At 72.1% G+C, this 25,040-nt stretch carries 23 protein-coding genes; 10 read left to right on the forward strand and 13 right to left on the reverse strand.

Annotated features, from left to right (window positions below; all coding sequences use genetic code 11):
* Positions 1–61: 61 nt before the first annotated feature.
* From pucL to AB0L59_RS11175, 5 genes are all read right to left on the reverse strand, one after another.
* Positions 62–985, reverse strand: a complete 924-nt coding sequence (gene pucL, locus AB0L59_RS11155; protein WP_365581697.1) for a factor-independent urate hydroxylase — start codon at positions 983–985, stop codon at positions 62–64.
* 3 nt (positions 986–988) lie between these two features.
* The gene (gene uraH, locus AB0L59_RS11160) at positions 989–1,384 is read right to left on the reverse strand and encodes a hydroxyisourate hydrolase (RefSeq protein WP_365581698.1); all 396 of its coding nucleotides are present in this window, start codon (positions 1,382–1,384) and stop codon (positions 989–991) included.
* 4 nt (positions 1,385–1,388) lie between these two features.
* Positions 1,389–1,901 (reverse strand): 2-oxo-4-hydroxy-4-carboxy-5-ureidoimidazoline decarboxylase, encoded by a 513-nt coding sequence (gene uraD / locus AB0L59_RS11165; protein WP_365581700.1) that lies wholly within the window; start codon positions 1,899–1,901, stop codon positions 1,389–1,391.
* Between the two features lie 238 nt (positions 1,902–2,139).
* Positions 2,140–2,502, reverse strand: a complete 363-nt coding sequence (locus tag AB0L59_RS11170; RefSeq protein ID WP_365581702.1) for a helix-turn-helix domain-containing protein — start codon at positions 2,500–2,502, stop codon at positions 2,140–2,142.
* Entirely contained in the window at positions 2,499–2,762 is a 264-nt protein-coding gene (locus AB0L59_RS11175; protein ID WP_365581703.1) for a hypothetical protein, read from the reverse strand. Before AB0L59_RS11175 ends, AB0L59_RS11170 begins: the two co-directional genes overlap by 4 nt.
* 171 nt (positions 2,763–2,933) lie before the next feature.
* Between AB0L59_RS11175 and AB0L59_RS11180 the strand changes: the two genes are divergently transcribed.
* The 3 genes from AB0L59_RS11180 to AB0L59_RS11190 all read left to right on the forward strand — a co-directional run bounded on the left by AB0L59_RS11180 (position 2,934) and on the right by AB0L59_RS11190 (position 6,375).
* Positions 2,934–3,773: a TIM barrel protein gene (locus tag AB0L59_RS11180; protein WP_365581704.1), complete on the forward strand. Its 840-nt coding sequence runs from the start codon at positions 2,934–2,936 to the stop codon at positions 3,771–3,773.
* A gap of 44 nt (positions 3,774–3,817) precedes the next feature.
* Complete coding sequence (locus AB0L59_RS11185) at positions 3,818–4,708, forward strand: 2-hydroxy-3-oxopropionate reductase (RefSeq protein WP_365581706.1); 891 nt, start codon at positions 3,818–3,820, stop codon at positions 4,706–4,708.
* A 203-nt stretch (positions 4,709–4,911) separates the two neighbouring features.
* The gene (locus AB0L59_RS11190; RefSeq protein WP_365581707.1) at positions 4,912–6,375 is read left to right on the forward strand and encodes a catalase; all 1,464 of its coding nucleotides are present in this window, start codon (positions 4,912–4,914) and stop codon (positions 6,373–6,375) included.
* A 322-nt stretch (positions 6,376–6,697) separates the two neighbouring features.
* On the opposite strand, the gene AB0L59_RS11195 is transcribed toward AB0L59_RS11190, so the two are convergent.
* Positions 6,698–7,915: a Shedu anti-phage system protein SduA domain-containing protein gene (locus AB0L59_RS11195; protein ID WP_365581708.1), complete on the reverse strand. Its 1,218-nt coding sequence runs from the start codon at positions 7,913–7,915 to the stop codon at positions 6,698–6,700.
* 73 nt (positions 7,916–7,988) lie between these two features.
* On the opposite strand from AB0L59_RS11195, the gene AB0L59_RS11200 reads away from it, so the two are divergent.
* Positions 7,989–8,222 carry a hypothetical protein gene (locus AB0L59_RS11200; protein ID WP_153543919.1) on the forward strand — a complete coding sequence of 78 codons (234 nt, stop codon included), beginning with the start codon at positions 7,989–7,991 and terminating at the stop codon, positions 8,220–8,222.
* A 229-nt stretch (positions 8,223–8,451) separates the two neighbouring features.
* On the opposite strand, the gene gcl is transcribed toward AB0L59_RS11200, so the two are convergent.
* Positions 8,452–10,230 carry a glyoxylate carboligase gene (gcl, locus tag AB0L59_RS11205; protein ID WP_365582185.1) on the reverse strand — a complete coding sequence of 593 codons (1,779 nt, stop codon included), beginning with the start codon at positions 10,228–10,230 and terminating at the stop codon, positions 8,452–8,454.
* 273 nt (positions 10,231–10,503) lie between these two features.
* Between gcl and AB0L59_RS11210 the strand changes: the two genes are divergently transcribed.
* A complete protein-coding gene (locus AB0L59_RS11210) occupies positions 10,504–11,262 on the forward strand; it encodes a hypothetical protein (protein WP_365581709.1) in 759 nt (252 codons plus the stop codon).
* 247 nt (positions 11,263–11,509) lie between these two features.
* Here the strand turns inward: AB0L59_RS11210 and AB0L59_RS11215 are convergent, their stop codons facing one another.
* Complete coding sequence (locus AB0L59_RS11215) at positions 11,510–13,123, reverse strand: AMP-binding protein (protein ID WP_365581711.1); 1,614 nt, start codon at positions 13,121–13,123, stop codon at positions 11,510–11,512.
* On the reverse strand, positions 13,120–14,793 hold the full coding sequence (locus tag AB0L59_RS11220) for an AMP-binding protein (protein ID WP_365581712.1): 1,674 nt from the start codon (positions 14,791–14,793) through the stop codon (positions 13,120–13,122). The genes AB0L59_RS11215 and AB0L59_RS11220 overlap by 4 nt, the downstream gene beginning before the upstream one ends.
* A gap of 114 nt (positions 14,794–14,907) precedes the next feature.
* Here AB0L59_RS11220 and AB0L59_RS11225 point away from each other — a divergent pair, with 114 nt between their 5' ends.
* The 3 genes from AB0L59_RS11225 (at position 14,908) to AB0L59_RS11235 (ending at position 19,750) form a co-directional block, all read left to right on the forward strand.
* Complete coding sequence (locus AB0L59_RS11225) at positions 14,908–15,738, forward strand: helix-turn-helix transcriptional regulator (RefSeq protein ID WP_365581713.1); 831 nt, start codon at positions 14,908–14,910, stop codon at positions 15,736–15,738.
* A gap of 164 nt (positions 15,739–15,902) precedes the next feature.
* Entirely contained in the window at positions 15,903–18,722 is a 2,820-nt protein-coding gene (locus AB0L59_RS11230; protein WP_365581715.1) for an AAA family ATPase, read from the forward strand.
* A 236-nt stretch (positions 18,723–18,958) separates the two neighbouring features.
* Entirely contained in the window at positions 18,959–19,750 is a 792-nt protein-coding gene (locus tag AB0L59_RS11235) for a serine protease (RefSeq protein WP_365581716.1), read from the forward strand.
* A 112-nt stretch (positions 19,751–19,862) separates the two neighbouring features.
* Here AB0L59_RS11235 and dmpI read toward each other — a convergent pair whose 3' ends face one another.
* Together dmpI and AB0L59_RS11245 are read right to left on the reverse strand one after the other, a co-directional pair.
* A complete protein-coding gene (gene dmpI / locus AB0L59_RS11240; RefSeq protein ID WP_365581717.1) occupies positions 19,863–20,045 on the reverse strand; it encodes a 4-oxalocrotonate tautomerase DmpI in 183 nt (60 codons plus the stop codon).
* Between the two features lie 92 nt (positions 20,046–20,137).
* Positions 20,138–21,004 carry a LysR family transcriptional regulator gene (locus AB0L59_RS11245; RefSeq protein ID WP_365581719.1) on the reverse strand — a complete coding sequence of 289 codons (867 nt, stop codon included), beginning with the start codon at positions 21,002–21,004 and terminating at the stop codon, positions 20,138–20,140.
* On the opposite strand from AB0L59_RS11245, the gene AB0L59_RS11250 reads away from it, so the two are divergent.
* Positions 21,003–21,296 (forward strand): glutaredoxin domain-containing protein, encoded by a 294-nt coding sequence (locus tag AB0L59_RS11250; protein WP_365581721.1) that lies wholly within the window; start codon positions 21,003–21,005, stop codon positions 21,294–21,296. The two genes, AB0L59_RS11245 and AB0L59_RS11250, sit on opposite strands and share 2 nt — an antisense overlap.
* 13 nt (positions 21,297–21,309) lie before the next feature.
* On the opposite strand, the gene AB0L59_RS11255 is transcribed toward AB0L59_RS11250, so the two are convergent.
* Entirely contained in the window at positions 21,310–22,431 is a 1,122-nt protein-coding gene (locus AB0L59_RS11255; RefSeq protein ID WP_365581722.1) for a winged helix DNA-binding domain-containing protein, read from the reverse strand.
* A gap of 600 nt (positions 22,432–23,031) precedes the next feature.
* Here AB0L59_RS11255 and AB0L59_RS11260 point away from each other — a divergent pair.
* The gene (locus AB0L59_RS11260) at positions 23,032–23,880 is read left to right on the forward strand and encodes a patatin-like phospholipase family protein (RefSeq protein WP_365581723.1); all 849 of its coding nucleotides are present in this window, start codon (positions 23,032–23,034) and stop codon (positions 23,878–23,880) included.
* A gap of 427 nt (positions 23,881–24,307) precedes the next feature.
* Here AB0L59_RS11260 and AB0L59_RS11265 read toward each other — a convergent pair whose 3' ends face one another.
* A complete protein-coding gene (locus tag AB0L59_RS11265; RefSeq protein WP_365581725.1) occupies positions 24,308–24,946 on the reverse strand; it encodes a phosphoribosyltransferase family protein in 639 nt (212 codons plus the stop codon).
* Positions 24,947–25,040: the final 94 nt, after the last annotated feature.

Below are 25,040 nucleotides of genomic sequence, written 5' to 3' on the forward strand. Positions count from 1 at the left end.
GTTCCCTCCGGTGTGGCGTGTCCCCGGCGCAGGTGGCGGACCCGGGGACACGCGTCCCGCGTCAGAGGTTGGTCATGTCGACCGGGATCTTCGGCTCACAGCCGTCCCGGAGGATGGTCGCCTCGATCAGGCCGTAGGGCCGGTCGGCGGCGTAGTACACCTCGTTGTCGTTCTTCAGCCCGAAGGGCTCCAGGTCGACGAGGAAGTGGTGCTTGTTCGGCAGCGAGAAGCGGACCTCGTCGATCTCGCTGCGATGGTTGATGATGCGCGCACCCATCTGGTACAGCGTCTGCTGCAGGGAGAGGGAGTAGGTCTCGGCGAAGGCCTGGAGCATGTGCTTCTTGACCTGCTCGTAGGACTTCTCCCAGTTGGGCATCTTCTGCTCGTCGTCGGTCCAGTTGAACCGCCAGCGGCCGGAGACCTGGGTGGCCAGGATGCGGTCGTACGCCTCCGGCAGGGTCGTGTACTTGTCCTTGACGTAACCCCAGAACTCCGAGTTCGTCGAGTTCATCACGACCAGGTCCTTCAGGCCGGAGACGACCTCCCACCGCTCACCGTCGTAGGTGACCTGGGTGACGCGGGTCTCCTGGCCCTTCCTGACGAAGGAGTGCTTGACCTCGTCGGCGCCGATGAACTTGGAGTTGGCGTCGGATGTCTCGATCCGCTCCCAGGCGTACTCCTCGATCCGGATCCGGGCGCGGTGGATCGGCTCCTGCGAGGTGACGAAGTGGCGGGCGAGGTGGATGCCGAACTGCTCGGCGGACTCGATGCCGTACTCCTTGGCGAACGCGAACACCGTGTTCTTGGTGGTGTCGGTCGGCAGGACGTTGGCGTTGGAGCCGGAGTAGTGGACCTCGTCCATGTCGCCGCTCAGCGCGACGGAGACGTTGAGGTCCTTGATGTGGTGGGTGGCGCCGTCCCGCGTGATCCTTACGACTCGGTTCTCGGCCTTGCCGTACTGGTTCTGTCCCAGGATGGTCGGCATTAGCTAGCTCCCTCGGTAAACGGAGTAGCCGAACGGGTTGAGCAGCAGCGGCACGTGGTAGTGCTCGCCCGGTACGACGGCGAACGTGATCGCCACCTCCGGGAAGAACACGCCAGGTCCGCTGTCCCGATTCGCGGGGGCGTCCTGCTGCGCATCGGCTTGCTTCTTCTCGAAATACGGCTCCACCGCGAAGTCGAGCCGCACGTGTGTGGTCCCTTCCGGCAGGGCCGGCAGGTCCTTGCACCGGCCGTCGGCGTCGGTCGCGGAGCCGCCGAGCGCCCGCCAGTCCGCCGCGCGCCCGGCGCGGGCGGCGAGCTGGACGGCGACGCCCTCGGCGGGGCGGCCGACCGAGGTGTCCAGAATGTGGGTGGACACGGAGGCGGTGGTGCTGGTGCTCATGGTGTCAGGCGTCCTCTTCGACGAGTCGGGCCAGTCGGATGCGGTTGATCTTGCCCAGCTCGGTGCGGACGATCTCGCGCTCCTGCTCCGGCGTGTTGCCGATCCGCTCCTTGACGGCGTCGCGCATCTGCTCACCGGTACGGCCGGTGGCGCAGATCAGGAAGACATGGCCGAACTTCTCCTGGTAGGCCAGGTTGAGTTCGAGCATCTCGGCCTTGAGTTCCGCGGATGCGCCGGCCATGCCGCGCTGTTCGCGGGCGGAGGTCGGGTCCCCGGGCTCGGGGCGCCCGATCGGCGGGTGCCCGGCCATCGCCTCCTCGAGGTCCGCGGTGCCCAGCTCGGCCATGGCGGCGTCGCCGGCGGCGTACAGCGCGTCGGGGGTGGCGTAGGGGCGGGCGGCGAGCAGTCGCCGGGCCCACTCGGTGGAGGCGCACGCCTCATGGAGGACGGCGAGCGCCGCGCGTTCCTCCAGGTCGTTGAACCGGGCCAGGCCCGGGGGCGTGGAAGTCGAAGTCACGGGAGCCTCCGTGGCCGGTTTCGGCCTTCGTGCTGAAGCGGGCTGCCGATAGCTAACGCCCCCGGAAACGCCACGTCAACACTTTGTTGAAAAATCCGCGTAACAAGCGAGTCCGCCCTGCGGGCCGCCGGGCACCCCAGGGGGACGAGCCGCCGTCGCTTGCCTGGCTGCGCCGCCTCGGCCGGTCGCGCCCACGCGGCGGAGCCGCAGATCAACACGGCCGCGCCCCTCCCGGGCGCTATGCGCCCTTGTCGCGGTTCAGGTAGTTGTAGACGGTGAAGCGGCTGACGCCGAGCGCACCGGCCACGGTCTCCACGCCGTGCCGTACGGCGAAGGCGCCCCGCGCCTCCAGCGTACGCACGATCTCCTGCTTCGCCCTGCGGTCCAGATCGGCCAGCGGCCGGCCACGCCGGCGCTCCATGGCGGCCAGGATGTGGTCGAGGGAGTCGGCGAGCTGGGGCAGCCGCACGGCGACGACGTCGACGCCCTCCCAGGCGAGGACGACATCCTCGGGGCCGGCCTCGTCCGGCGGGAGCATCTCCGCGCCCATGGCGTCGACCAGCGGCTTCACGGCCGTGATGAAGGGCTCGTCCCCGCTCATCTACCGCCCTCCCGGATCCCGTCGTCGAGCACGTTGACCTGGAGCGAGATCCGGGTGGCGCCGGCCTCCAGGCTCTTGCGCAGCAGCGCGTCCACGGCGGTGAGGACGCTGTCCGCGCCACCCTCGGCCGTGTTGCCGAACGGGCCGACGTCGACGGCGTCCAGCTCGGCGGTCTCGATGACCTCGCGTGCCACCAGGGCGTGCGCGGGCGCCTCGTCCAGGTCGAAGGGCTCGGTCGTGAACTCCACTCTCAATCGCACGCTGCTCAACCTAGCGCGCGACGCCGGTTTTCGGGCGGCCGCTCCGGGACCGGGTGCGCACGGCCGGCCGGACCCCCTTGACAAGCCACGACACCCGACGGCAATCTTCCATTAAGCAGAAACGAACTTCCGCAATACGGAATCTCGACCACGGAAGGGAGCGCGGCCCGAATGGGATTCGCAGACCAGCGCTTCAACGTCAACCTGTCGATCCTCTTCACGGAACTCCCGCTCCTGGAGCGTCCCGCGGCCGCCGCCGCGGCGGGCTTCACGGCGGTCGAGCTGTGGTGGCCCTGGGTCGACTCCCCCACCCCCGAGCAGTCCGAGCTCGACGCCCTGAAGAAGGCGATCGAGGACGCGGGCGTGCGGCTCACCGGCCTGAACTTCTACGCCGGACAGCTGCCGGGCCCGGACCGCGGCGCCCTGTCGATCCCCGGTGCGGAGTCGGACAGGTTCCGCGCCAACATCGACGTGGCCATCGCCTTCGCCCGATCCCTGGGCTGCACGACGTTCAACGCCCTGTACGGCAACCGCGTCGACGGGGTGGACCCGGCCGAACAGGACACCCTCGCCCTGGAGAACCTGGTCCTCGCGGCCCGGGCCGTCGGCCGGGTCGGCGGGACCGTGCTGATCGAGGCCCTCAACCGGCCCGAGTCGCCGAAGTGCCCGATCGTGAGCGCGCCCAGGGCGATCGAGATCGTGGACAAGGTCAACGAGGCGACTGGCCTCGGGAACGCCAAGTTCCTGATGGACCTGTACCACCTGTCCATGAACGGCGAGGACCTGCCCTCGGTGATCGAGCGGTACGCGGCGAAGACCGGCCACGTCCAGATCGCCGACAACCCCGGCCGCGGCGCCCCCGGCACGGGTGCGCTCCCGCTGGAGGAGCTGCTCGACCAGCTGAAGAAGGCCGGTTACGACGGCTGGGTGGGCCTGGAGTACAAGCCGGGCGACCGCCCGAGCGCCGAGGCCTTCGACTGGCTCCCGCGCGAAGCGCGCGCCGCGCGCTGAACCCCCCCGACTTTGCAAGGCTGTTGAGAGAGGCACCCCTGATCATGAGCAACCTCCCCAAGATCGCCTGGATCGGCCTCGGCATCATGGGCTCGCCCATGTCCGAGAACCTGATCAAGGCGGGTTACCACGTCGCCGGCTTCACGCTGGAGCAGGAGAAGCTGGACCGCCTGGCCGCCGCCGGCGGTACGGCCGCCCCCTCGATCGCCGAGGCCGTGCGTGACGCCGACGTGGTCATCACGATGGTCCCCGCGTCCCCGCAGGTCGAGGCCATCGCCTACGGCCCGGACGGCATCCTGGAGAACGCGCGGCAGGGCACCCTGCTGATCGACATGTCCTCGATCACCCCGCAGACCTCCGTCGACCTGGCCGCCGCCGCCAAGGGCAAGGGGATCCGGGTGCTGGACGCACCGGTGTCCGGCGGTGAGGCAGGTGCCGTCGAGGCCGTACTGTCGATCATGGTCGGCGGCGAGCGGGCCGACTTCGACCAGGCGAGGCCGATCTTCGAGGCGCTCGGCAAGACCATCGTGCTGTGCGGCCCGCACGGATCCGGCCAGACCGTGAAGGCGGCCAACCAGCTGATCGTCGCCGTGAACATCCAGGCGTGCGCCGAGGCCGTGGTCTTCCTGGAGAAGTCGGGCGTCGACCTCGCGGCCGCGCTGGACGTCCTCAACGGCGGCCTGGCCGGCTCCACCGTGCTGACGCGGAAGAAGGGCAACTTCCTGAACCGCGACTTCAAGCCGGGCTTCCGCATCGACCTGCACCACAAGGACATGGGCATCGTCACGGACGCCGCCCGCAACGTCGGTGCCGCCCTGCCGGTCGGCGCCGTGGTCGCCCAGCTGGTCGCCTCGCTGCGCACCCAGGGCGACGGCGGCCTGGACCACTCGGCCCTGCTGCGGGCCGTGGAGCGCCTCTCCGGCGCCCAGGTCTGAGCCGGGCCCCACAGACTTCCGGGCGGCGCCGTCGCCGACACCTGTCCTGTCGCGCCCAGGCGCCGGCGCCGTCCGGAATCCCCCCGAGATCGGCTTCAACAAACTGTTGACGTTCGGATCGCCCCACTTCTAGGCTCCACGAAGACTTCTAGGCTCCACAAAGCGGAAGACGTTTTCCGCTGCCACCGCACGGAAGGTCCACGATGTCGAAGCGCGTGCTCACGACAGAGTCCGGCGCCCCGGTCGCCGACAACCAGAACTCCGCCTCCGCCGGCGTCGGCGGCCCGCTCCTGATCCAGGACCAGCACCTCCTGGAGAAGCTCGCGCGCTTCAACCGCGAGCGGATCCCGGAGCGCGTGGTGCACGCCCGTGGCTCCGGCGCGTACGGCCACTTCGAGGTGACGGACGACGTCACCGGGTACACCCACGCCGACTTCCTGAGCGAGATCGGCAAGCGCACCGAGGTGTTCCTGCGCTTCTCCACCGTCGCCGACTCCCTCGGCGGTGCGGACGCCGTGCGTGACCCGCGCGGCTTCGCGGTGAAGTTCTACACCGAGGAGGGCAACTACGACCTCGTCGGCAACAACACCCCCGTGTTCTTCATCAAGGACCCGATCAAGTTCCCGGACTTCATCCACTCGCAGAAGCGCGACCCGTTCACGGGCCGTCAGGAGCCGGACAACGTCTGGGACTTCTGGGCGCACGCACCCGAGGCCACGCACCAGGTGACCTGGCTGATGGGCGACCGCGGCATCCCGGCGTCGTACCGACACATGAACGGCTACGGTTCGCACACCTACCAGTGGACCAACGCGGAGGGCGAGGCCTTCTTCGTCAAGTACCACTTCAAGACCAACCAGGGCATCCGCTCCCTGAGCAGCGAGCAGGCCGCGGAGCTCGCCGGCAAGGACCCCAACTCCCACCAGACAGACCTGCTGCAGGCGATCGAGCGGGGCGTCCACCCGTCCTGGACCCTCCACGTCCAGATCATGCCGGCGGCCGAGGCGGCGGACTACCGCTTCAACCCCTTCGACCTGACCAAGGTGTGGCCGCACAAGGACTACCCGCTGCGGCGCGTGGGCCGGCTGGTCCTCGACCGCAACCCGGACAACGTCTTCGCCGAGGTCGAACAGGCGGCGTTCTCCCCGAACAACTTCGTGCCGGGCATCGGCCCCTCCCCCGACAAGATGCTCCAGGGCCGGCTGTTCGCCTACGCGGACGCGCACCGCTACCGCCTGGGCGTCAACCACACCCTGCTCGCCGTGAACGCCCCCAAGGCGGTTCCGGGCGGCGCCCAGAACTACGGCCGCGACGGCTACATGGCGGTCAACGGCCAGGGCCGCGGCGCCAAGAACTACGAGCCGAACTCCTACGACGGCGCGGTGGAGACCGGCCGCCCGCTGTCGGCCCCGCTGGCGGTGTCGGGGTACACGGGCACCCACGAGGCCCCGCTGCACACCAAGGACGACCACTTCTTCCAGGCGGGCGAGCTGTACCGCCTGATGTCCCAGGAGGAGAAGTCCCGCCTCGCCGCGAACATCGCCGGCGGCCTCTCGCAGGTCTCCCGCGACGACGTGATCGAGAAGAACCTGGCCCACTTCCACGCCGCCGACCCGGAGTACGGCAGGCGCGTGGAGGAGGCGGTCCGCGCTCTGCGCGAGGACTGATACCGACAATCCACGAGCGGCGTACGGGATCTGACGGGAGGTCATGATCTCTGTACGCGGCCCGCGCGGCACGCCGTACGGCCCGGATGAGGGGTGGCCGTACGGCGGTGGGCGCGGGCAGGGCGAGGACCGCGGCGGCGGCGAGCCAGTGCGGTGGTGAAGGACCGAGTCCCCTTCTCGACCAGAGGGAAGGGTCCCGGCTCCGTCGCATCCGCCGCGGTCCCACCCAGCCCCCTCCGGGGCCACCCGCTCCGTCCGGCGGCGCGAACGACCTGTCGCGCCCAGCCTCGTGCCGTCGGACGGCCAGCACGCCGAACGCTCCCTACGCCGACTCGATCCCTCCGGCGAGGGAGCGTTCGGCGTTGTCGAGCAGTTCCTTGTAGGTGAGGACCTCGACGCGGGTGACGTGGGAATTGAACGTCCGCAGGACCTCGTTGACGTCGTCCTCCGGTATGCCGGGGTGCAGGGCGGGGTGCCCGACGAGCACGAGTGCGCCGGCGCGCCGGGTCTCCACACCGAACTCCTCCCGGATGCGGGCGCGGTGCTCGTCCAGCCCGACGAGGTAGTTGACGGCCTGGCCGACGGCCTCATGGACCGCTCTGGCCGGCACCCAGGCGTTGCGGTGCCGCTTGATCAGGGGATCCTTCAAGCCCATCGACCTCTTCAGCTCGACGATGTGGAGAGCGCCGTCACCCCGGATCAGCGGGAGGTCGACCTCGTCGCCGGGCACGAGCCGGCGCCGGGCCGCCTCGCCGACGAACCTCCCGCCGAAGATCCAGTGGTTTCCTTCGAGAGCACGCTGGAGATCCGCCTCGGTCGCCGTACGGTCCTCCACGACGGCCCGCAGGGCTCGGACACCGGCCGCGCGGCGCCGCAGCTCGGCGGCCTGCAGGATCAGCCGCCCCTCACGGTCCGCCGCCAGCAGGGCCAGCGCCTGGGGCGAGGCCACGATCCGACGCGCTTCCTCCGCGGGGTCCTCGACGTCGATCCGCCCGTCCCGCAGGACGCGCTCCAGCCAGAGCGCCGTCTCGGCCCGGCCGCGGGGGATCCGGTAGCGTCCGGGCCGGTCCTCGGGCGCCTCCATGAACCACGCGTCCTCGCCCTGTGACCGGAAGTGTTCCAGGAACTCCTCGATACCGGCGTCAGGACGAGAGCCGAGGAACTCACGCCCGGCCTCGACCATCCAACGATGCGTCGCCCACATCGTGCGGCCGAGGTACTCACGCTGGACCTCGTCCCTGGGGCCGTCCTGGAAGAGCCGGTAGCGCTCCTCGAAGTCGGGGCGGAGGATGTGCCCTTGCGCATAGTCCAGCGCGTCCTGCACCAGCCGCACGACCTGCCACTCGCCCGCGGCCGCCGCCCTGCCCCGGGTCTCTTCCAGCAGGCGCACCAGTTCCCTTCCGCCCCGGCGCTTGCGGCCGCGTCCGCCGTGCATGTGCGCGAAGACCGCGTTCAGAGCCTGTTCGACGGTGTCGTCGTCAGCCGCCTCGAGCACCCCGCGCAGCTGCCACTCGAGTGCCATGTCGCTTCTCACGTCCATGCGGAGAAGTGTGCGGGCCACCACTGACAGTCACCGGCGTGCGCGTCGGCGTCCCACGTCGCACGCTGAATCCATGGGCAATCCGACGCACTACCCGCACATCGTGGTCCACTCCCCCGCGCTGGACGGCTCCCGGCGGGTCACCGAGGGGGAGGTGACCCTGGGGATCGCCTCGCATCTGGACGATGTCGTGGAGATCCTGCGGCTGGCCGACCTGGACCGGATCGAGGTGGAGGAGAGCGATCTCATCGAATGGCAGGGCGGTGGGCCCGACGACTGGCCGGGACTGTCGGAGCACGAGCTGTAGCGGCTGGGTGTACGGCAGCGGTCGTAGGCCGGCTACGCCATCCTCAAATCAACCTCTGAACACCGCGGCAGGGGGTGTCAACCGCCGCCGCGACCGGGCAGATTACGGGCACCGGGGCCCGCCGGCACGGGGGCGGCGGGCCCCACGACGGGGGAACGCACGGGGGACACGGGGGACGCGAAAGGGCGGCCCGTCCGCGGGGACGGGCCGCCCTTGGTGTGTGGCGGGGTCAGACCTTCAGGGTCTTGATCGAGGTCGGCGCGTGGCCGGGTTCGGTGGCCAGGTCCTCGAACTCGGAGATGTCGCTGATGTCCATGGTGCGGCTCATCGAGATGTTGGTGATCCGCTCCAGGATCGCCTCGACGACGACCGGCACCCGGTACTCGGCGGCCAGCTTCTTCGCCTGCTCGAAGGCCGCGCCCAGCTGGTCCGGCTCGGTGACCCGGATCGCCTTGCAGCCCAGGCCCTCGGCGACCTTGACGTGGTCCACGCCGTAGACGCCGATCTCGGGCGTGTTGATGTTCTCGAACTCCAGGTTGACCTGGAAGTTGATGTCCAGGCCGAGCTGCGCCTGGCGGATCAGGCCCAGGTAGGCGTTGTTCACCAGCACATGGACGTACGGGATCTTGTGCTGGGCGGCGACGGCCAGCTCCTCGATCAGGAACTGGAAGTCGTAGTCACCGGACAGGGCGACGACCGGCGACTCCGGGTCGGCCTTGGCGACGCCGATCGCGGCCGGGATGGTCCAGCCGAGCGGGCCGGCCTGGCCGCAGTTGATCCAGTGCCGCGGCTTGTAGACGTGCAGCATCTGCGCGCCGGCGATCTGGGAGAGGCCGATGGTGGTGACGTACCGCGTCTCCGGGCCGAAGGCCTTGTTCATCTCCTCGTAGACGCGCTGCGGCTTCATGGGGACGTTGTCGAAGTGCGTACGGCGCAGCAGAGTCGCCTTGCGCTCCTGCGTCGAGGCGATCCAGTCGGCGCGGTCGGGGAGCTTGCCCTCGGCCTTCAGCTCCTTCGCGACCTCGACGAACAGCTCGAGGGCGGCCTTGGCGTCGGAGACGACGCCGTAGTCCGGCGGGAAGATCTTGCCGATCTGGGTGGGCTCGATGTCGACGTGGACGAACGTGCGGTCGCCGCGGTAGACGTCGAGCTGGTAGCCGGTGTGGCGGTTGGCCCAGCGGTTGCCGATGCCGAGGACGAAGTCCGACTCCAGGAAGTTGGCGTTGCCGTACCGGTGCGAGGTCTGGACACCGACCATGCCGGCGTTCAGCTCGTGGTCGTCGGGCAGCGCGCCCCAGCCCATCAGGGTCGGGATGACGGGGGTGTCGGTCAGCTCGGCGAACTCCACCAGCAGGTCGGAGGCGTCGGCGCCGATGATGCCGCCGCCGGCCACGATGACCGGGCGCTCGGATGCCAGCAGGAAGGAGATCGCCTTCTCGATCTGGGCGCGGGTCGCGGCCGGCTTGTAGACGGGCAGCGGCTCGTACGTCTCCGGGTCGAACTCGATCTCGGTGAGCTGGACGTCGATCGGCAGGTCGATCAGGACCGGACCGGGACGGCCGGAGCGCATCAGGTGGAAGGCCTGCTGGAAGACGCCGGGGACCTGCGCGGCCTCCAGGACGGTGACCGCCATTTTGGTGACCGGCTTGGCGATCGAGGCGATGTCGACGGCCTGGAAGTCCTCCTTGTGGATCACGCTGGTGGGCGCCTGGCCCGTGATGCACAGGATCGGGATGGAGTCACCGATGGCCGAGTACAGGCCGGTGATCATGTCGGTGCCGGCCGGGCCGGAGGTGCCGATGCAGACGCCGATGTTGCCGGGCCGGGTGCGCGTGTACCCCTCGGCCATGTGCGAGGCACCCTCGACGTGGCGGGCGAGGGTGTGGTGGATGCCGCCACCCTCCTTGAGGGCCTTGTAGAAGGGATTGATCGCCGCGCCCGGCACACCGAAGGCGTCGGTGACGCCCTCGCGCTTGAGGATCTCAACTGCCGCGCGGGCAGCGGTCATACGAGCCATCGAGTACTCCTGCTTCGGCTTCTCGGATGCGTACTCCCGTCGCGCCCCGCGGTGAGCACAGTCTCCAGGTGGTCAGAATTCCGCAGACTTTTCCGTATAGCGGAATTCAACTTCTACTATCTGGAAGCAATGTAGAAGCGCACGGCGAGGATCGTCAAGAGAGCCAGAGACGCGGCAAGCGCCGGACAAGCGGGGTGCGGAAGGAGCACGATGGGAGCCGCTGTCCCGACGCGACTGTCCCGATGCGACGCCTGGGAGTGGGCCATGCCCGAGAGCGTGCCGGTGCGCTGCCCGGCCTGCCGCCGCGAGCACGTCTACACCGTGCCGGCGTATCCGTGCGTCTGCGGCGCGCCCACCGCCCCGCGGCTGGATCCGGCCGCCCATCCGGTTGTCGCCGCGCACCGGGCCTGGGACGACGAGTGGATCTCCGTGCCGTGCACCGCCTGCGGGCGCCCGGGCCAGTGGCCGCACCCGGAGCTCGGCTGCCCCTGCGGCACGGTGCTGCGCATCCCGGTGGCGCAGGCACCTCCGGCGGACCCCGGCACGCGGCCGACGGCGGCCGGGACCTCCCCGTCGGCGGCAGCGGCCGAGCCGGTGCCCGCCGCCCACCGGGCCGCGTTCCGGCCGCGCGCCATCCGCACCGCCCGGGACGCCGTCACCGTCGCCGCGCTCTATCTGCGGTGGCTCGGCTACCGGGACATCCGCCGCGCCGACCAGCGGCCCCCGAACGGCATCGGGCTCGCCGCCCACGGACTCCTCGCCCAGGTGGACCCGACCGTGCGCCCGGCGGCGGCGCGGGACGTGGAGTGCCTGTGGCTGACGGCCATGACCGAGTCCGCGGACTGTGTGTACCTCTCGCTCGCCGGCTATACCGACGAGGCCCGGGCCCGCGCGGACACCCTGGGCGTCCCGCTGTTCGTCCTGGACCTCGCGGGCGTCCCGCAGCCGCTGAACGACGCGGCCGACATCCTGAACGAGGCGGGTGCCCCGGACGGTCAGCCGTGGGCGCGGCGGCGCCCGTAGGGGTCCGCGGTGACCGCGCGGCGCGGCGGCCCCCCGGACAGGTCAGGGCCTGCGGGTAGCAGGCGTTCAACAGCCATGCCCCCACGCGGTGACGTCCATCCGCGTGTGCAGCACCGCCCCGGACGATCGGCACCCCGTGGACCGAACAGGACGGCGTTGCGAGCGGGAGCACGGCGCGGCCGGGCGCACGGTGATGTGGCCTCCGCCGTGCGGCGGAGACGGGCTCACCCTCCGTTCCCCGGCGGGCTCACGCCCCGTACGTCGCGCGCAGCTCGACCTTGCGCACCTTTCCGGACACCGTCATCGGGAAGGCCTCGAGTATCCGGAGCCTGCTGGGGATCTTGTAGTGGGCGAGCCGGCCCTGGCAGAAGGCGCGTAGTTCCTCCAGGGTGAGCGGGTCGGCGGCGTCGTGCGGGATCACGCAGGCGAGGACCTCCTCGCCGTACGTCTCGTGCGGCACCCCGACGACCTGTACGTCCCTGATCTTCGGGTGGGCGTAGAGGAACTCCTCGATCTCGCGCGGGTAGATGTTCTCGCCGCCGCGGATGATCATGTCCTTGATCCGGCCGACGATCTCGACGTAACCGTCTTCGCGCATCACCGCCAGGTCGCCGGTGTGCATCCAGCGGCCCGCGTCGACGGCCTCGGCGGTCTTCTCGGGCTCGTTCCAGTAACCCAGCATCACGCTGTAGCCGCGGGTGCACAGCTCCCCCGCGGTGCCGCGCGGCCGGGTGACCCCGGTGGCCGGGTCGACCACCTTGACCTCCAGGTGCGGCAGGACCCGGCCGACGGTGCCGGTGCGGTGCTCCAGGTCGTCGTCCCGGCGGGTCTGCAGCGACACCGGGGAGGTCTCGGTCATGCCGTAGCAGATGGAGACCTCCGCCATGTGCATCTCGGCCACGACACGCTTCATCACCTCCACCGGGCAGGGCGAGCCGGCCATGATCCCGGTGCGGAGGGTCGAGAGGTCGTACTCCTGGAAGTCGGGGAGGTTCAGCTCGGCGATGAACATCGTCGGGACGCCGTACAGGGACGTACAGCGCTCCCGCTGCACCGCCTCCAGGGTCGCCTTCGGGTCGAAGGACGGGGCCGGGACCACCATGCAGGCGCCGTGCGAGGTGGCCGCCAGGTTGCCCATCACCATGCCGAAACAGTGATAGAAGGGGACCGGGACGCAGATCCTGTCCTGCTCGCTGTAGGCGATCAACTCACCTACGAAGTAACCGTTGTTGAGAATGTTGTGGTGGGACAGCGTGGCGCCCTTCGGGAAACCGGTGGTGCCCGAGGTGTACTGGATGTTGATCGGGTCGTCGCAGGACAGCGACGCCTCCCGGGCCCGCAGTTCGTCCCGGTGGCCGCCGGCCGCGCCGCGCGCGGAGAACGCTGCCCAGCTCGGATCACCGATGTAAACGGTTTCCCGCAACTCCGGGCACCGGCCGCGCACCTCCTCGACCATGGCCCGGTAGTCGCTCGTCTTGTGGCGGAGCGAGGCGAACAGCAGGGAGACACCTGCCTGGTTGAGGACGAACTCCAGCTCGTGGGTGCGGTAGGCCGGGTTGATGTTGACCATGACGGCGCCGACGCGGGCGGTGGCGTACTGCACGAGCACCCACTCGGCACAGTTGACCGCCCAGATCCCGACCCGGTCGCCCTTGGCCACCCCGCTCGCCAGCAGGGCGTACGCCAGCCGCTCGACGTCGGCGGCGAACTCGGCGTACGTCCAGCGCCGCCCGGAGGCCACGTCGACCAGGGCCTCACGGTCCGGCCAGGCGGCCACGGCCCGGTCCAGGTTCGCGCCGATGGTGTCTCCGAGGAGGGCGGTGGAACCGGTTCCGTGCGTGTACGACAGCGATGCGGTCACCGGAAGTCCTCCTCGCGGTACTCGTCCTCGGAGCCCTGGGCCGTGGCCTCGCGGAGCTCGATCCGGCGGATCTTGCCGGAGACGGTCTTGGGCAGCGCGCCGAACTCCAGCCGGCGGACGCGCTTGTAGGGGGCGAGCACCCGGCGGGAGTGTTCGAAGATCACCTTGGCCGTGTCCGGTCCGGGCTCGAAGCCCTCGGCGAGGACGACGTACGCCTTCGGCACCGCCAGCCGCAGCTCGTCCGGCGCGGGCACGACGGCCGCCTCGGCCACCGCCTCGTGCTCCAGCAGCGCGCTCTCCAGCTCGAACGGGCTGATCTTGTAGTCGGATGCCTTGAAGACGTCGTCCGCGCGGCCGACGTAGGTCAGGTAACCGTCTTCGTCGCGGGAGGCGATGTCACCGGTGCGGTAGTAACCGCCCGCCATGGCCTCGGCCGTGCGGTCGGGGTCGCCGTGGTAGCCGGTCATCAGGCCGACCGGGCGCTCGGAGAGGTCGAGGGCGATCTCGCCCTCGGCGGCGCCGGGCGCGCCGGAGACCGGATCGAGGAGCTCGACGCGGTAGCCGGGGCTCGGGCGGCCCATGGAACCGGTCTTCAGCGGCTGGCCGGGGCTGTTGGAGACCTGCACGGCGGTCTCGGTCTGCCCGAAGCCGTCCCGGATGGTGACGCCCCAGGCCCGCCGGACCTGCTCGATGACCTCGGGGTTGAGCGGTTCGCCGGCGGCCACGACCTCGCGGGGCGGGGTGGCGAGCTGGCCGAGGTCGGCCTGGATGAGCATGCGCCACACGGTCGGCGGTGCGCAGAAGGTGGTCACGCCGGCCCGGTCCATCTCGGCCATCAGCCGGGCCGCGTCGAAGCGGGTGTAGTTGAAGAGGAAGACGGTTGCCTCGGCGTTCCACGGCGCGAAGAGGTTGGACCAGGCGTGCTTGGCCCAGCCCGGCGAGGAGATGTTCAGGTGCACGTCACCGGGCCTGAGGCCGATCCAGTACATGGTCGCCAGGTGCCCTATGGGGTACGAGGTGTGGGTGTGCTCGACCAGCTTGGGCCGGGCGGTGGTACCGGAGGTGAAGTAGAGCATCAGCGGGTCGTCGGCCAGGGTGGGGCCGTCGGGCACGAACGCGGCGGCGGCGGTGTACGCGTCCTCGTACGGCTCCCAGCCCTCCTCCGGCAGTCCGCCGACCGAGATCCGCGTGTAGCCGCCGGGCACGTCGGCGAACTTCTCGGTGTCCTCGGCCCGCACGATCACATGCTTCACCCGGCCCCGGTCCACCCGGTCGCGCAGATCGGCGGGACCGAGCAGCGGGGTGGCCGGGATGACCACCGCGCGCAGCTTCATCGCGGCCAGCGCGGTCTCCCACAGCTCGGCCTGGTTGCCGAGCATGACGAGGATCCGGTCCTCGGCGGCGACACCGCGCGCCCGCAGGTGGTTCGCCACCCGGTCCGACCGCTCGGCCAGCTCGGCGAAGGACAGGCGGGTCTCGCCGCCGTCCTCCTCGACGATGTGCAGCGCGGTCCGGTCGTTGCCGGCGGCGATCACGTCGAACCAGTCCAGCGCCCAGTTGAAGTGCGCGGGCCGCGGCCAGGCGAAGCCCTCGTGGGCGGTGGCGTAGTCCTCCCGGTGCGCCAGCAGAAAGTCCCGCGCCCCACGGAACAGCTCCGTCGCCGTCGTCATCTGGTTCCTCCTCATCACCGGACCATTGCCGGGCGGCTCCCTGGCATCGTCTAATCCGTGATGCAGGTCTCACTACCCCCGAATGGGGGTGTGGGCGGCAGAAGGAGCGCAGAGGTGACGGCAGACGCGGCGGGGACGGTGGAGATCGGCGGTGCGCTGGCCCGGCTGCGGCGGGCGACGGGGCTGCCCGTCGCGTTCGGCGGCCTGGTCGAGTCCGGCCGGCCGCAGATCCGGATCAGCGAGCTGAGCGGCACGACCACGGTCGCCCTGCGCTCGCTCGCGGTGACCTCCGGCAACGGGCTCGGCGGCAAGGCGGTGGCGCTGGCCCGGCCGTGCGCGGTGACGGACTACTCCAGCTCCCGGCAGATCAGCCACGAGTACGACGTGCCGGTGGCCGCGGAGGGCATCCGCTCGGTCCTCGCCGTGCCGGTGGTGGTACGGCGCCGGGTGCGCGGGGTGCTCTACGGCGCGCTGCGTTCGGCCCAGCCGCTCGGCGACCGCACGCTGGGCGCGGCCATGGCCGTCGCGCGGGACGTGGAGCAGGCGCTGGTGGTGCGGGACGAGGCACGGGGGCTGCTGGCGGCGGCCCGGCCGGAGCCGGCGTGCGCCGACCAGGGTGCCGTCTGGGAGCAGGTGCGGGAGGCGCACGCGGCGCTGCGGGCCCTGGCGCCGCGGATCGACGACCCGGGGCTGCGGGCCGAACTGCTGGCGGCCTGCGGGTTGCTGACGGCGTCACCACGATCCGGTGGTGTGACCCTGGCGCCGCGCGAACTGGACGTGCTGTCCTGGGTGGCGGCGGGGGCGACGAACGCGGCCGTGGCCGAGCGGCTGTGCCTCAGCCCGGAGACGGTCAAGGGCTATCTGCGCTCGGCGATGCGGAAGCTGGGCGCGCACACCCGAGGGGAGGCGGTGACCGAGGCCCGCAGGGCGGGGCTGCTGCCATGAACACCGGCAGGGAAGACAGGCGCAGGGAAACCTGTCCATTCAAGCGGAGACGCCTTGAATTTCCTCATGCTTGACCGTTTGTTATTTCCCTCACCACGACTTCCGTCCGAATTTCAGGCATCGTTGCCTAGAATTTGGCTCGGACACGACACACGAGGGGAGCGGTGACCGTGCGACGGGACTTCCAGGAGCCTGCCAGGTGCCGCCCCGACCTGGTCATCGGCCGCGAGGACCTGTTCGCAGGCGCCCGTGACCAACTCGCCTCGGGCGGCAGTGTGCTGCTCCACGGTCCCGCCGGAATAGGGAAATCCACTGTCCTGCGGGCATTGGCCGAGGAATACGGCGCCACCGCGCGCACCGTCCTGCGCTGCTCCGCCACCGAGTCCGAATCCCACCTGCCCTTCCTGGCCCTCGCCGACCTCCTCGGACTGGTCCTCGACGACGTCTCCCCCCGGCTGCCCGTCGCCCAGCGCACCGCCCTGGAGTCGGCGCTCACCGGCCGCGGCGAGTCCAGCCTCCAGCGCGACGGCCTCGCCCTGCGCCTCGCGGTGCTCTCCGCGCTGCGCGCGCTGGCCGCGCAGGGCGGCGTCCTCGTCGTCGCCGACGACCTGCAGTGGCTGGACCCGGCCAGCGCCGAACTGCTCGGCTTCGCCGCCCGGCGCCTTGAGGGCACGCCGGTGCAGCTGCTGTGCGCGGTACGCACCGAGGGCCAGGAGAGCCAGGAGTACGACCGCCATCTGCGCGCCTGCCCGCCGGGCACCCTCGCGGTCCGGCTCGGCCCGCTGACCCGCACCCAGGTCGCCCAGCTGCTCGACCACCGCGGCCACGGCGGGCTGACCCGCTCCACCGTCCGCGAGATCCACCGCACCAGCGGCGGCAATCCGCTGTTCGCCCTGGAACTCGGCCGCGCCCTCGCCGAGAGCCCCACCCCGCCCCGGCCGGGCGAGCCGCTGCCGGTACCGACCTCGCTGCGGGCCCTGGTGCTCAGCCGGCTGGACATGCTGTCGGTCGAGGCCCGCCGCACCCTGCTCGTGGCCAGCGCCGGCGCCCGCCCCACCCCGGCGCTGCTGCACGCGGCCGGCCGGACCAACGCCGAGGCCGAGTGCGCGCAGGCCGCCGAACTCGGGCTGCTGGCCACCGGGCCCGACGCCCCGGCCGTACGGTTCGCGCACCCGCTCATATCGGCCGCGCTGTACGCGGAGACGCCCGCGCACGAGCGGCGCGCCGCGCACGAGGCCCTGTCCACGGCCGCCTCCGACCCGATCGAACGGGCCCGGCACCTGGCCCTCGCCAGCACCGGCACCGACCCGGAGGTGGCCGCCCGGCTCGCCGAGGCCGCCGCACTCGCCCGGGACCGCGGAGCCCCCTCCGTCGCCGCGAATCTGGGGCTGCTGGCCGCCCGGCACACCCCCGCCGACGGCGTGCCGAGCCAGCAGGAGCGCCGGCTGCAGGCGGCCGAGGACGCCATCACCGCGGGCGAGATCGACCTGGCCCGGGACATCGCCCGCGAGGTGCTGGCCCGGGCGACCGTGCCCGCCGACCGGGTGCGCGCCTGGATCATCGTCATCGACAGCGCCGGCCACACCATGGCCGAGGTCGACGCCGTCTTCCCGCAGGCCCTCGCCGACGCCGGCGACGATCCCCGGCTGCTGGCCCTGGTGCACTACCAGCTGGCCTGGCGGGCGCTGATCGTGGAGGGCGACTTCACCGAGGCCCGCGCGGCCGCCGCGCACGCCGCCGAGCTGGCCGCGCGCGGCAGGGACCGGCGCACCGAACTGCTCTCCCTCGCCTTCCAGGCGCAGACCGAGACCCTGATGGGCCATCCGGAGGCGCCCCGGACCATCAAACGCGCCCTGAAGGAGCCTCAGGATCCCAGGGTGGCCTGGCACCACAACGGGGCGGGCAGCGCCCGGTTCCGCTGGCTGGTCATGGGCGACCAGCTGGCCGAGGCCCGGGCGACGGTCACCGCGCTGCTGCGCGAGGTGCGCCGGCGCGGCTCGGTGGAGAGCGAGGTGCACTTCCTGCGCGGCCTCGCCGAGACCGAACTGCGCGCCGGGCACTGCGGGCGCGCCCTGGAACTGGCCCGCGACAGTCTGCGCCTGGCCCGGGACTCCGGGATCGGTGAGACCGCCTCGGCGATGCTCACCTCGCTGGCGGAGGCCTCCGGCGGCGATGTGGACCGGGCCCTCGCGCTCGCCCGGGAGGCGGTGGAGCACGCCGAGGAGGACGGCGACCAGATGTACCTCTCCCGGGCCCTGGGCGCGCTCGGGTACGCCCAGTTGGTGGCCGGGGACCCGGCGGGCACGGTCCGCTCGCTGCGCCGGGTGCGCCGGCTCGAGCTGGGGCTCGGCATCACCGACCCGGCGCGCGGACGCTGGCAGGGCGACCTCGCCGAGGCGCTGGTGCGGATCGGCGAGGCGGCCGAGGCACAGGACGTCATCGACGCGAGCCGTGAGCATGCCCTGAGGCTCGACCGGGAGAGCGTCATCGCCGTCCTGGACCGCTCCGAGGCCCTGGTGCGGGCCGCCCGCGGCGACCTGGAGGCGGCCGTGGCCCAGCTGACCTCCGCTCAGGACCGGCTGGGCAAGCTCGGCTACGGGCTGGAGGAGGCGCGGGCCGCGTTCGCGCTGGCCCGGCTGCGCGGCAGGCGCCCGGGGTCGTCCGCTTTCGACGAGGCCACCCGGATGTTCCGCCGCTGCCGGGCGCTGCCCTGGCTGCGCCAGGTGGGCGAATCGCTCACCGCTCCCGAGCCGGAACCGGCGCTCGCCGCGCCGGAGGCACTGGACGCGCTGGACGTGCTGGCCGCGATGGAGCGTCAGGTCGCCGCGCTGGTCATGGAGGGCGCCACCAACCGGGAGATCGCCGCCCGGCTGTTCATCAGTGTCAAGACGGTGGAGGCGACCCTGACCCGGGTCTACCGCAAGCTGGGGATCCGGTCCCGGGTGGACATCGTCCGATTGGCGGCCGCTCGCCGCGCGAAGTGAGAACCCGGCCGGTTAACTGAGGCGGACCGAGGGTTTTCCCTCACCCAACCCCCTAGGGGGTTCCCTCATTGGGAGCCAAGGGTTCCGGGTCCTAGCGTAATGGGCGTGCCGCTCGCCCGGGCATACGGGGTCGGTCCCTCCCCCACTCTCGACTTCGCTCGAGCGGGGGGACCCCCGCCCCGTGCACCACCCACCCGTGCGACCCCCACCGGTGCGAACCCCCACTGAGGAGACTCATGTTCGGGCCCAGACGTGCAAGAAGGACCGCCGCGACGCTGGCAGCCGGCGCCGCCGCCGCGGCGACCGCGCTGTTCGCCTCCCCCACGGCGAGCGCCGCCCCGCAGCCCATCGTCGGCGGTACGACCACGACGACGGCGGCGTACCCCTTCGTCATGCAGATCACCGACGCGTCCGGCAACCAGTTCTGCGGCGGCACCCTGGTGGCCGCCACGAAGGTCGTCACGGCCGCGCACTGCATGGCCGGCGAGTCCGCCGGCAGGGTCCGCGTGGTGGGCGGCCGGACCTATCTGAACGGCACCGACGGCACGGTCAGCAAGGTCAGCAAGATCTGGGTCGACCCGGACTACACCGACGCCACCAACGGCGACGACGTGGCGGTCCTGACCCTGGCGACGTCGATGCCGTACACCCCGGTGTCGTACGTCTCCTCCTCCCGGACGGGCGTGTACGCGGCCGGCGCCACGGCCCGCATCCTCGGCTGGGGGACCACCTCGGAGAACGGCAGCTCCTCCAACCAGCTGCGGACCGCGACCGTCCCGATCGCGTCCGACTCCAGCTGCAAGAGCTCCTACGGTTCGGACTTCGTCCAGACCGACATGGTTTGCGCCGGATACACGTCCGGCGGCGTAGACACCTGCCAGGGCGACAGCGGCGGTCCCCTGCTCATCGGGGGCGTCCTGGCAGGGATCACTTCCTGGGGCGAGGGGTGCGGGGAGGACGGTTACCCGGGTGTCTACACCCGGCTGACCACCTTCTCGGACCTGGTGACCGCGCAGGTCCACTCGTAGCCCGGAAGACCTCCCGAGCACCCCTCGGGCAGATGCCAGGGGGGCGTTGCGAGCCACCACGAGCGGCCCGCAACGCCCCCCTTTCCACGTTCACCCCCGCGGAACGCGGGGGCTACTTGTCGGCGGTGAGCTTCCCGGCCGCGCCCCAGCTGTCCGCCGGGACCTCGTGGATCCACACCTGCACGCTCTCCGCCGGGATCCGGTAGGCGTCGACGAAGGCGTCGGTGACCCGCTTGACCAGCTCCCGCTTGAGCTCGACATCGCGCGGGCCCTGCTGGACGGTGACGATCGGCATGGCTGAACTCCCTTGAACGGTCTTCCTGTCCGGTGGGTCCAGTTCATCGCGGCGGGCGTCCGTGACCAAGGAGCAGTCCGCGACCGCAGCGATCAGCTTTCGTGATCACCGCAGGCCAGGAGGAGTTTCTCCACATGCGGGGAGGGGGCGGCCGCGGGCACCGCGAGTCCGGTGGCCAGGGCCAGTCCGGGTGCCCGGAAGGGCACGTACGCCACCCGGGGCGTGGCCAGCACCCGCGCGTGGGAGGCGTAGACGACCGTCCACAGCGGCCGGGCGCCGATGGTCGCGAGGGTGTCGTGCAGGGTGCCGCCGGCCGGTCCGGGCACCGGCTCGAACCCGGCGGTCCGGCAGGCGCCGAGCACCAGGTCCACGAGCGCCGGGTTGGTGCGGCGCGGGGTGAGGGCGAGGGGCAGCCCGGCGAGGTCGGCGAGGTCGATCTCGTCCCGCCCCGCGAGCGGATGCGTGGCCGGCAGGGCGGCGACCAGTGGATCGGGCCACAGGGGCAGCACCCGTACGCCGGACGGGGGTTCGGCCGCCCGGACGAACGCGGCGTCCAGCCGTCCCGCCGCGACCCGGGCGAGCCGCTCGCCGGCCGGAAGGGAGCACAGTTCCACCGGCACCTCGGGTGCGCGCTCGGCGAACGCCGCCAGCACCCGGTCCAGATGCGCGCCGAGCCCGGTGCTGGTGCCCAGCCGCAGCCCGGCGGGCTCCGCCACCGCGGCCCGCGCCTTCTCCGCCGCCGCGAGCACCGCCCGTGCCTCGGGCAGCAGCCGTTCCCCCGCCCCGGTCAGCCGCACCCGGCGTGGCGACCGGTCGAACAGCTCCGCCCCCAGCTCCCGTTCCAGCCGCTGTATCTGCTGGCTGACCGCCGACTGCACGATGTGCAGCCGCTCGGCCGCCCGCCCGAAGTGCAACTCCTCGGCGACGGCGACGAAATAGCTGAGCTGGCGGAGTTCCATGGGCCCGACTGTAGAGGGGCGGGGACGCGGCCATCTACGGCGGCCGCTGTGCACCTTCTGCAGGAGGCTGCGCGTGAAACTGCTCTTCACCGACGTGCGCCACACCCGGGTCAACATCTGGCGGGACCCGGACGCGGCCGCGTACGTGCGCTCCGTCGCGGGCGGCGACGAGACCGTGCCGACCGTGACCGTGGCCGGCCGGGCGCTGGTGAACCCCTCGAAGCGGCAGCTGATGGAGGCGGTCCGGGCGTACGCGCCGCACGAGCTGTCCAGGGGGTCCGCCTCCGGCTGAGCCCGCCGGACGCTCAGGGTCCCGCGACCGAGCCGAACCGGATGTCGTAGGACGTGCCCGGGTGCAGGACCGCGAGCATCCGCTCCCCCTCGGCGGTGACCTCCTCCCGCTGTGCCCGGGTCAGCTCGGCGAAGGACTCGATGACGAGGGCGTCGGTGCCGAGTTTCCACAGGCCGGCCAGGAAGCCGTCGACCAGCAGGGTGCGGAAGGCCTGGTTTCCGCGCCAGTTGCGGCCCTGGAAGGCGGGGGGTACGACGCGGCCGCGGTCGGCGTGCGAGAGCAGCAGGTTGTCGAACTCGGGCAGGAAGCGGGGCGGGGCCGGGGTGGCCGGGTCGGGCCGCGGGGCGTCGGGGAGGTCGAAGAGCTCGGCTCCGTTCGGGTCGCGGAAGGTGAGCAGCCGGGGGCGCAGCCGTTCGAAGGCGTCGCGGAGCCTGGTGAGTCCGGCCCAGGCCTGCATGTCCCGCACGGACGCCGGCCCGAACGCGGCCAGATAGCGCAGGACCACCGTCTCCGGCGCCGGGGCCTGCCCGGCCGGGCGGCCGAGCCAGTGTTCGGCGGTGGTGAGGGCGACCTGGCCGCTGCGGCCCCACAGTCCGCGCGGGGTGACCTGCACCAGCGGCAGCGTGCAGCGGGCGGCGACGGCGAGGGCCCGCGGGTCGGCGTCCGGCCACCGGCCGCTCAGCGCCTGCCGCAGCTGGGCCATGGTCCGCGGTTCGGCCTCGACCAGCTCGCGCGCGAGGCGGGCCAGGAGGTCCAGGTCGACGCCGGCCAGACCGCCGCGGAAGGTGCCCAGCTCACGGTCCCGGGCCGGCTGGACGAGGGGCCGGAGGGTGAGGCAGTCGTCGGCGGTGTGGGTGTGGAGGGTGGAGCGCAGGGTGACGATCCGGGCGGCCTCGCGGCCGGCCATGAGCGCGGACAGCCCCTCGGGTGCGAAACCGTCGAGGCGTGCGGCGAGGGCGTAGTACGGCGGTTTGACGTTCTGTGCCTGCAGGCCGAGCAGCCGCGCCACCGCGTCGAGCGGGGACAGCGCCGCACGGCGCAGCAGCAACTGCCGTGCCAGGGTGGCGCGGTTGAGGGCAAGGGCGTCCAGGAGCGGGGCCTGCGTCGCGCTGCTCCGCGCACTGCTCTTCGTCATGCCCGCACGCTAATCGGACTTGCGGACACCTGCTGTCCGCGACCCTCACCCGACCCCGCGCCGACGAGCATCGCCGGGGCGGCGCTGTGCCGTGACGGCGTCCGCGTCTCCTCCCCGGCCACGCCGGCCGACATCTGTCGCGAACTGCGCGAACAGCCCTCGGCACGGCCTGGATCGGCCTGGATCCTCCCCGGCGGTGGAGGACGCGATGGCTGACTGCCGGGGCGGCGAACCTCTTCGCGCCCACCCCGCATGTCCTCCTCGTTCTGCCGTCGCACGATCGGAGCCGGCACTCGCTGACGCACATGCCCCCTGCTCGTCCCGGGCCGGGCAGCACCCTATGCGGACGTCCACCACGGTGGGCCGCCCCACGACATCTTCCTACGTGTGAGTCTCGTCGAACGTGTTCGGCCGTGCGCCCCATCCCCCACCCTGTCAGTGCGTTGTCGTCGACGGCCGGTTCCGCCCCGGCGAGCGGCTCGGGCAGAACCGGTTCCTCCTGCCGCTTCCGCACGGTCTCCGGCGGCCGGCCCGCGAGCGGGAATGACCGCGCCGCGAGCGGCGTCTGTAGTGGTGATCACCGACTGTCGAGGAGCTGAGATGACGGACGCACTGGTACTGGGTGGCGGTGGTGTGGGCGGGATCGCCTGGATCACCGGGCTGCTCGCAGGGCTCGCGGATGCCGGGCAGGACGCCAGCGGGGCCGATCTGCTGGTGGGGACCTCCGCCGGGTCCACCGTGGCCGCCCAGCTGGGCAGCGGGCTGAGCCTCGAGGAGTTGTACGCCCGGCAGGTGGAACCCGCGTTGCAGGCCGCCGAGATCATGGCCGAGATGGACCTGGAGAGGTTCGCCGCCGAGATCGGCGCCGCGACGGGCTCGGCCGCCTCCGTGACGGAGTTGCGGCGCAAGGTCGGGGAGGTGGCGCTCGGATCGCGGACCGTGTCCGAGGACGCCCGGCGCGCGGTGATCGAGTCGCGGCTGCCGTCGCACGGCTGGCCGGAGCGTGCGCTGAAGGTCGTCGCGGTGGATGCGGAGAGCGGCGAGCCGGTCGTCTTCGAACGCGGCTCGGGCGTGTCGCTGGTGGACGCCGTCGCGGCGAGCTGCGCCGTGCCGGGCGTGTGGCCCCCGGTGACGATCGGTGAACGCCGGTACGTCGACGGCGGGGTGCGCTCCGTCGCCAACGTCGACCTCGCCGCCGGCGCGGACCGGGTGGTGGTGGTCGTGCCGCTCGGCGTCACCGAGCCGTTCCCCAGCGAGCAGCCGCTGGAGCGGTCGGTGGAGGAACTGCGTGCGCGGGGCGCCGAGGTGGTGGTCCTCGCTCCCGACGAGGCGTCGGCGGCCGCGATCGGCGACAACCCGCTGGATCCCGCCACCCGTGGGCCGGCCGCCGAGGCGGGCCGCGCCCAGGGCCGGACGCTGACCCTGCCGTGGGGACGGCCCGTGAACTGAGGGGTGCCGGCGCCCAGTTCGGTGCGACCGCCGCGTTCGGGGCGCGCGGTCGCGCACGGCGGGGCCTGCGGGCGGCTGAGGGGGGTCCAGGGAGCCCCGGAGGGCGTGCGGACGGCCCGGGCCGGCGGGGAAGGCGGCGGCACCGTGGCGAACGCACCGCGCACCGAGGGCCGCCGGCCCGGCCCCCTTGCGCGCACGGGCGGTTCGGCGTGTGCCCGCCGCCGCCGGGGCCGGGAGCCGGGCCGCTGGAGCAGGTTCGTTCCGCGCGACCCGCCGAGGAGCGTGGGACCGTACCGGTGAGCCGTTCCTCCGTGTGAGCCCGTCAGCCGCGATGCCGACGCCCCGGCGTGGCCGCGCTGCCGGCGCAGGCCGTTGCCGGCGGCGGACGCGCCCGGTGACGACGAGACACCTCGCCGGCCCGGATCCGTCAACGCCCCAGTGCGGCCAGCACCTCCGCGTCCGTGAGCTGCTCGAAGTCCTCGTACCACTGCCCCACCGCGGTGAAGCCGGCCGGCTGGTGCGGGCACAGGATGGTGTCGGCCTCGGCGGCGAGCCGGTCCACGGAGTCCGGGGCGCCGACGGGGACGGCCAGGACGAGATGGGCGGCCCGGCGGGCCCGCAGGTGGCGCAGGGCCGCACGGGCGGTGGCGCCGGTGGCCAGCCCGTCGTCGACGACGATCACCGTGCGGCCCGCGGGATCCGGCGCCGGGCGGTCGCCACGGTAGCGCTGCTCGCGGCGGCGCAGTTCCTGCCGCTCGCGTTCGACGACCGGGGCGAGGGCCTCCTCGGTCAGGCCGAGCCGGTCCAGGGCCCCGGTGTTGAACAGGGGCGGGCCGTCACCGACGAGCGCGCCGAGCGCGAACTCCTGGTGGTGCGGGGCGCCGATCTTGCGGACGACCAGTACGTCGAGCGGGACGCCGAGGGCGCGGGCTATGGGCTCGGCGACGGCGATGCCGCCGCGCGGCAGGGCGAGCACGAGGGGGTCGACGAGGGTGCCCTGATCGCGCAGGTCGCTCAGCAGCCCGGCGAGTTCCCGTCCGGCTTCGACACGGTCCCGGAAGCGCATGACCGTCCTCCTCCGCGGAGCCTCTCCTCTCCATGGTGCTCCTGATCGGCACGACCAAGAGATTCGAACGCTTGAGCTATACACTCAGTGTATA

Source organism: Streptomyces sp. NPDC052109, assembly GCF_040680195.1.
Classification (GTDB): Bacteria; Actinomycetota; Actinomycetes; order Streptomycetales; family Streptomycetaceae; genus Streptomyces.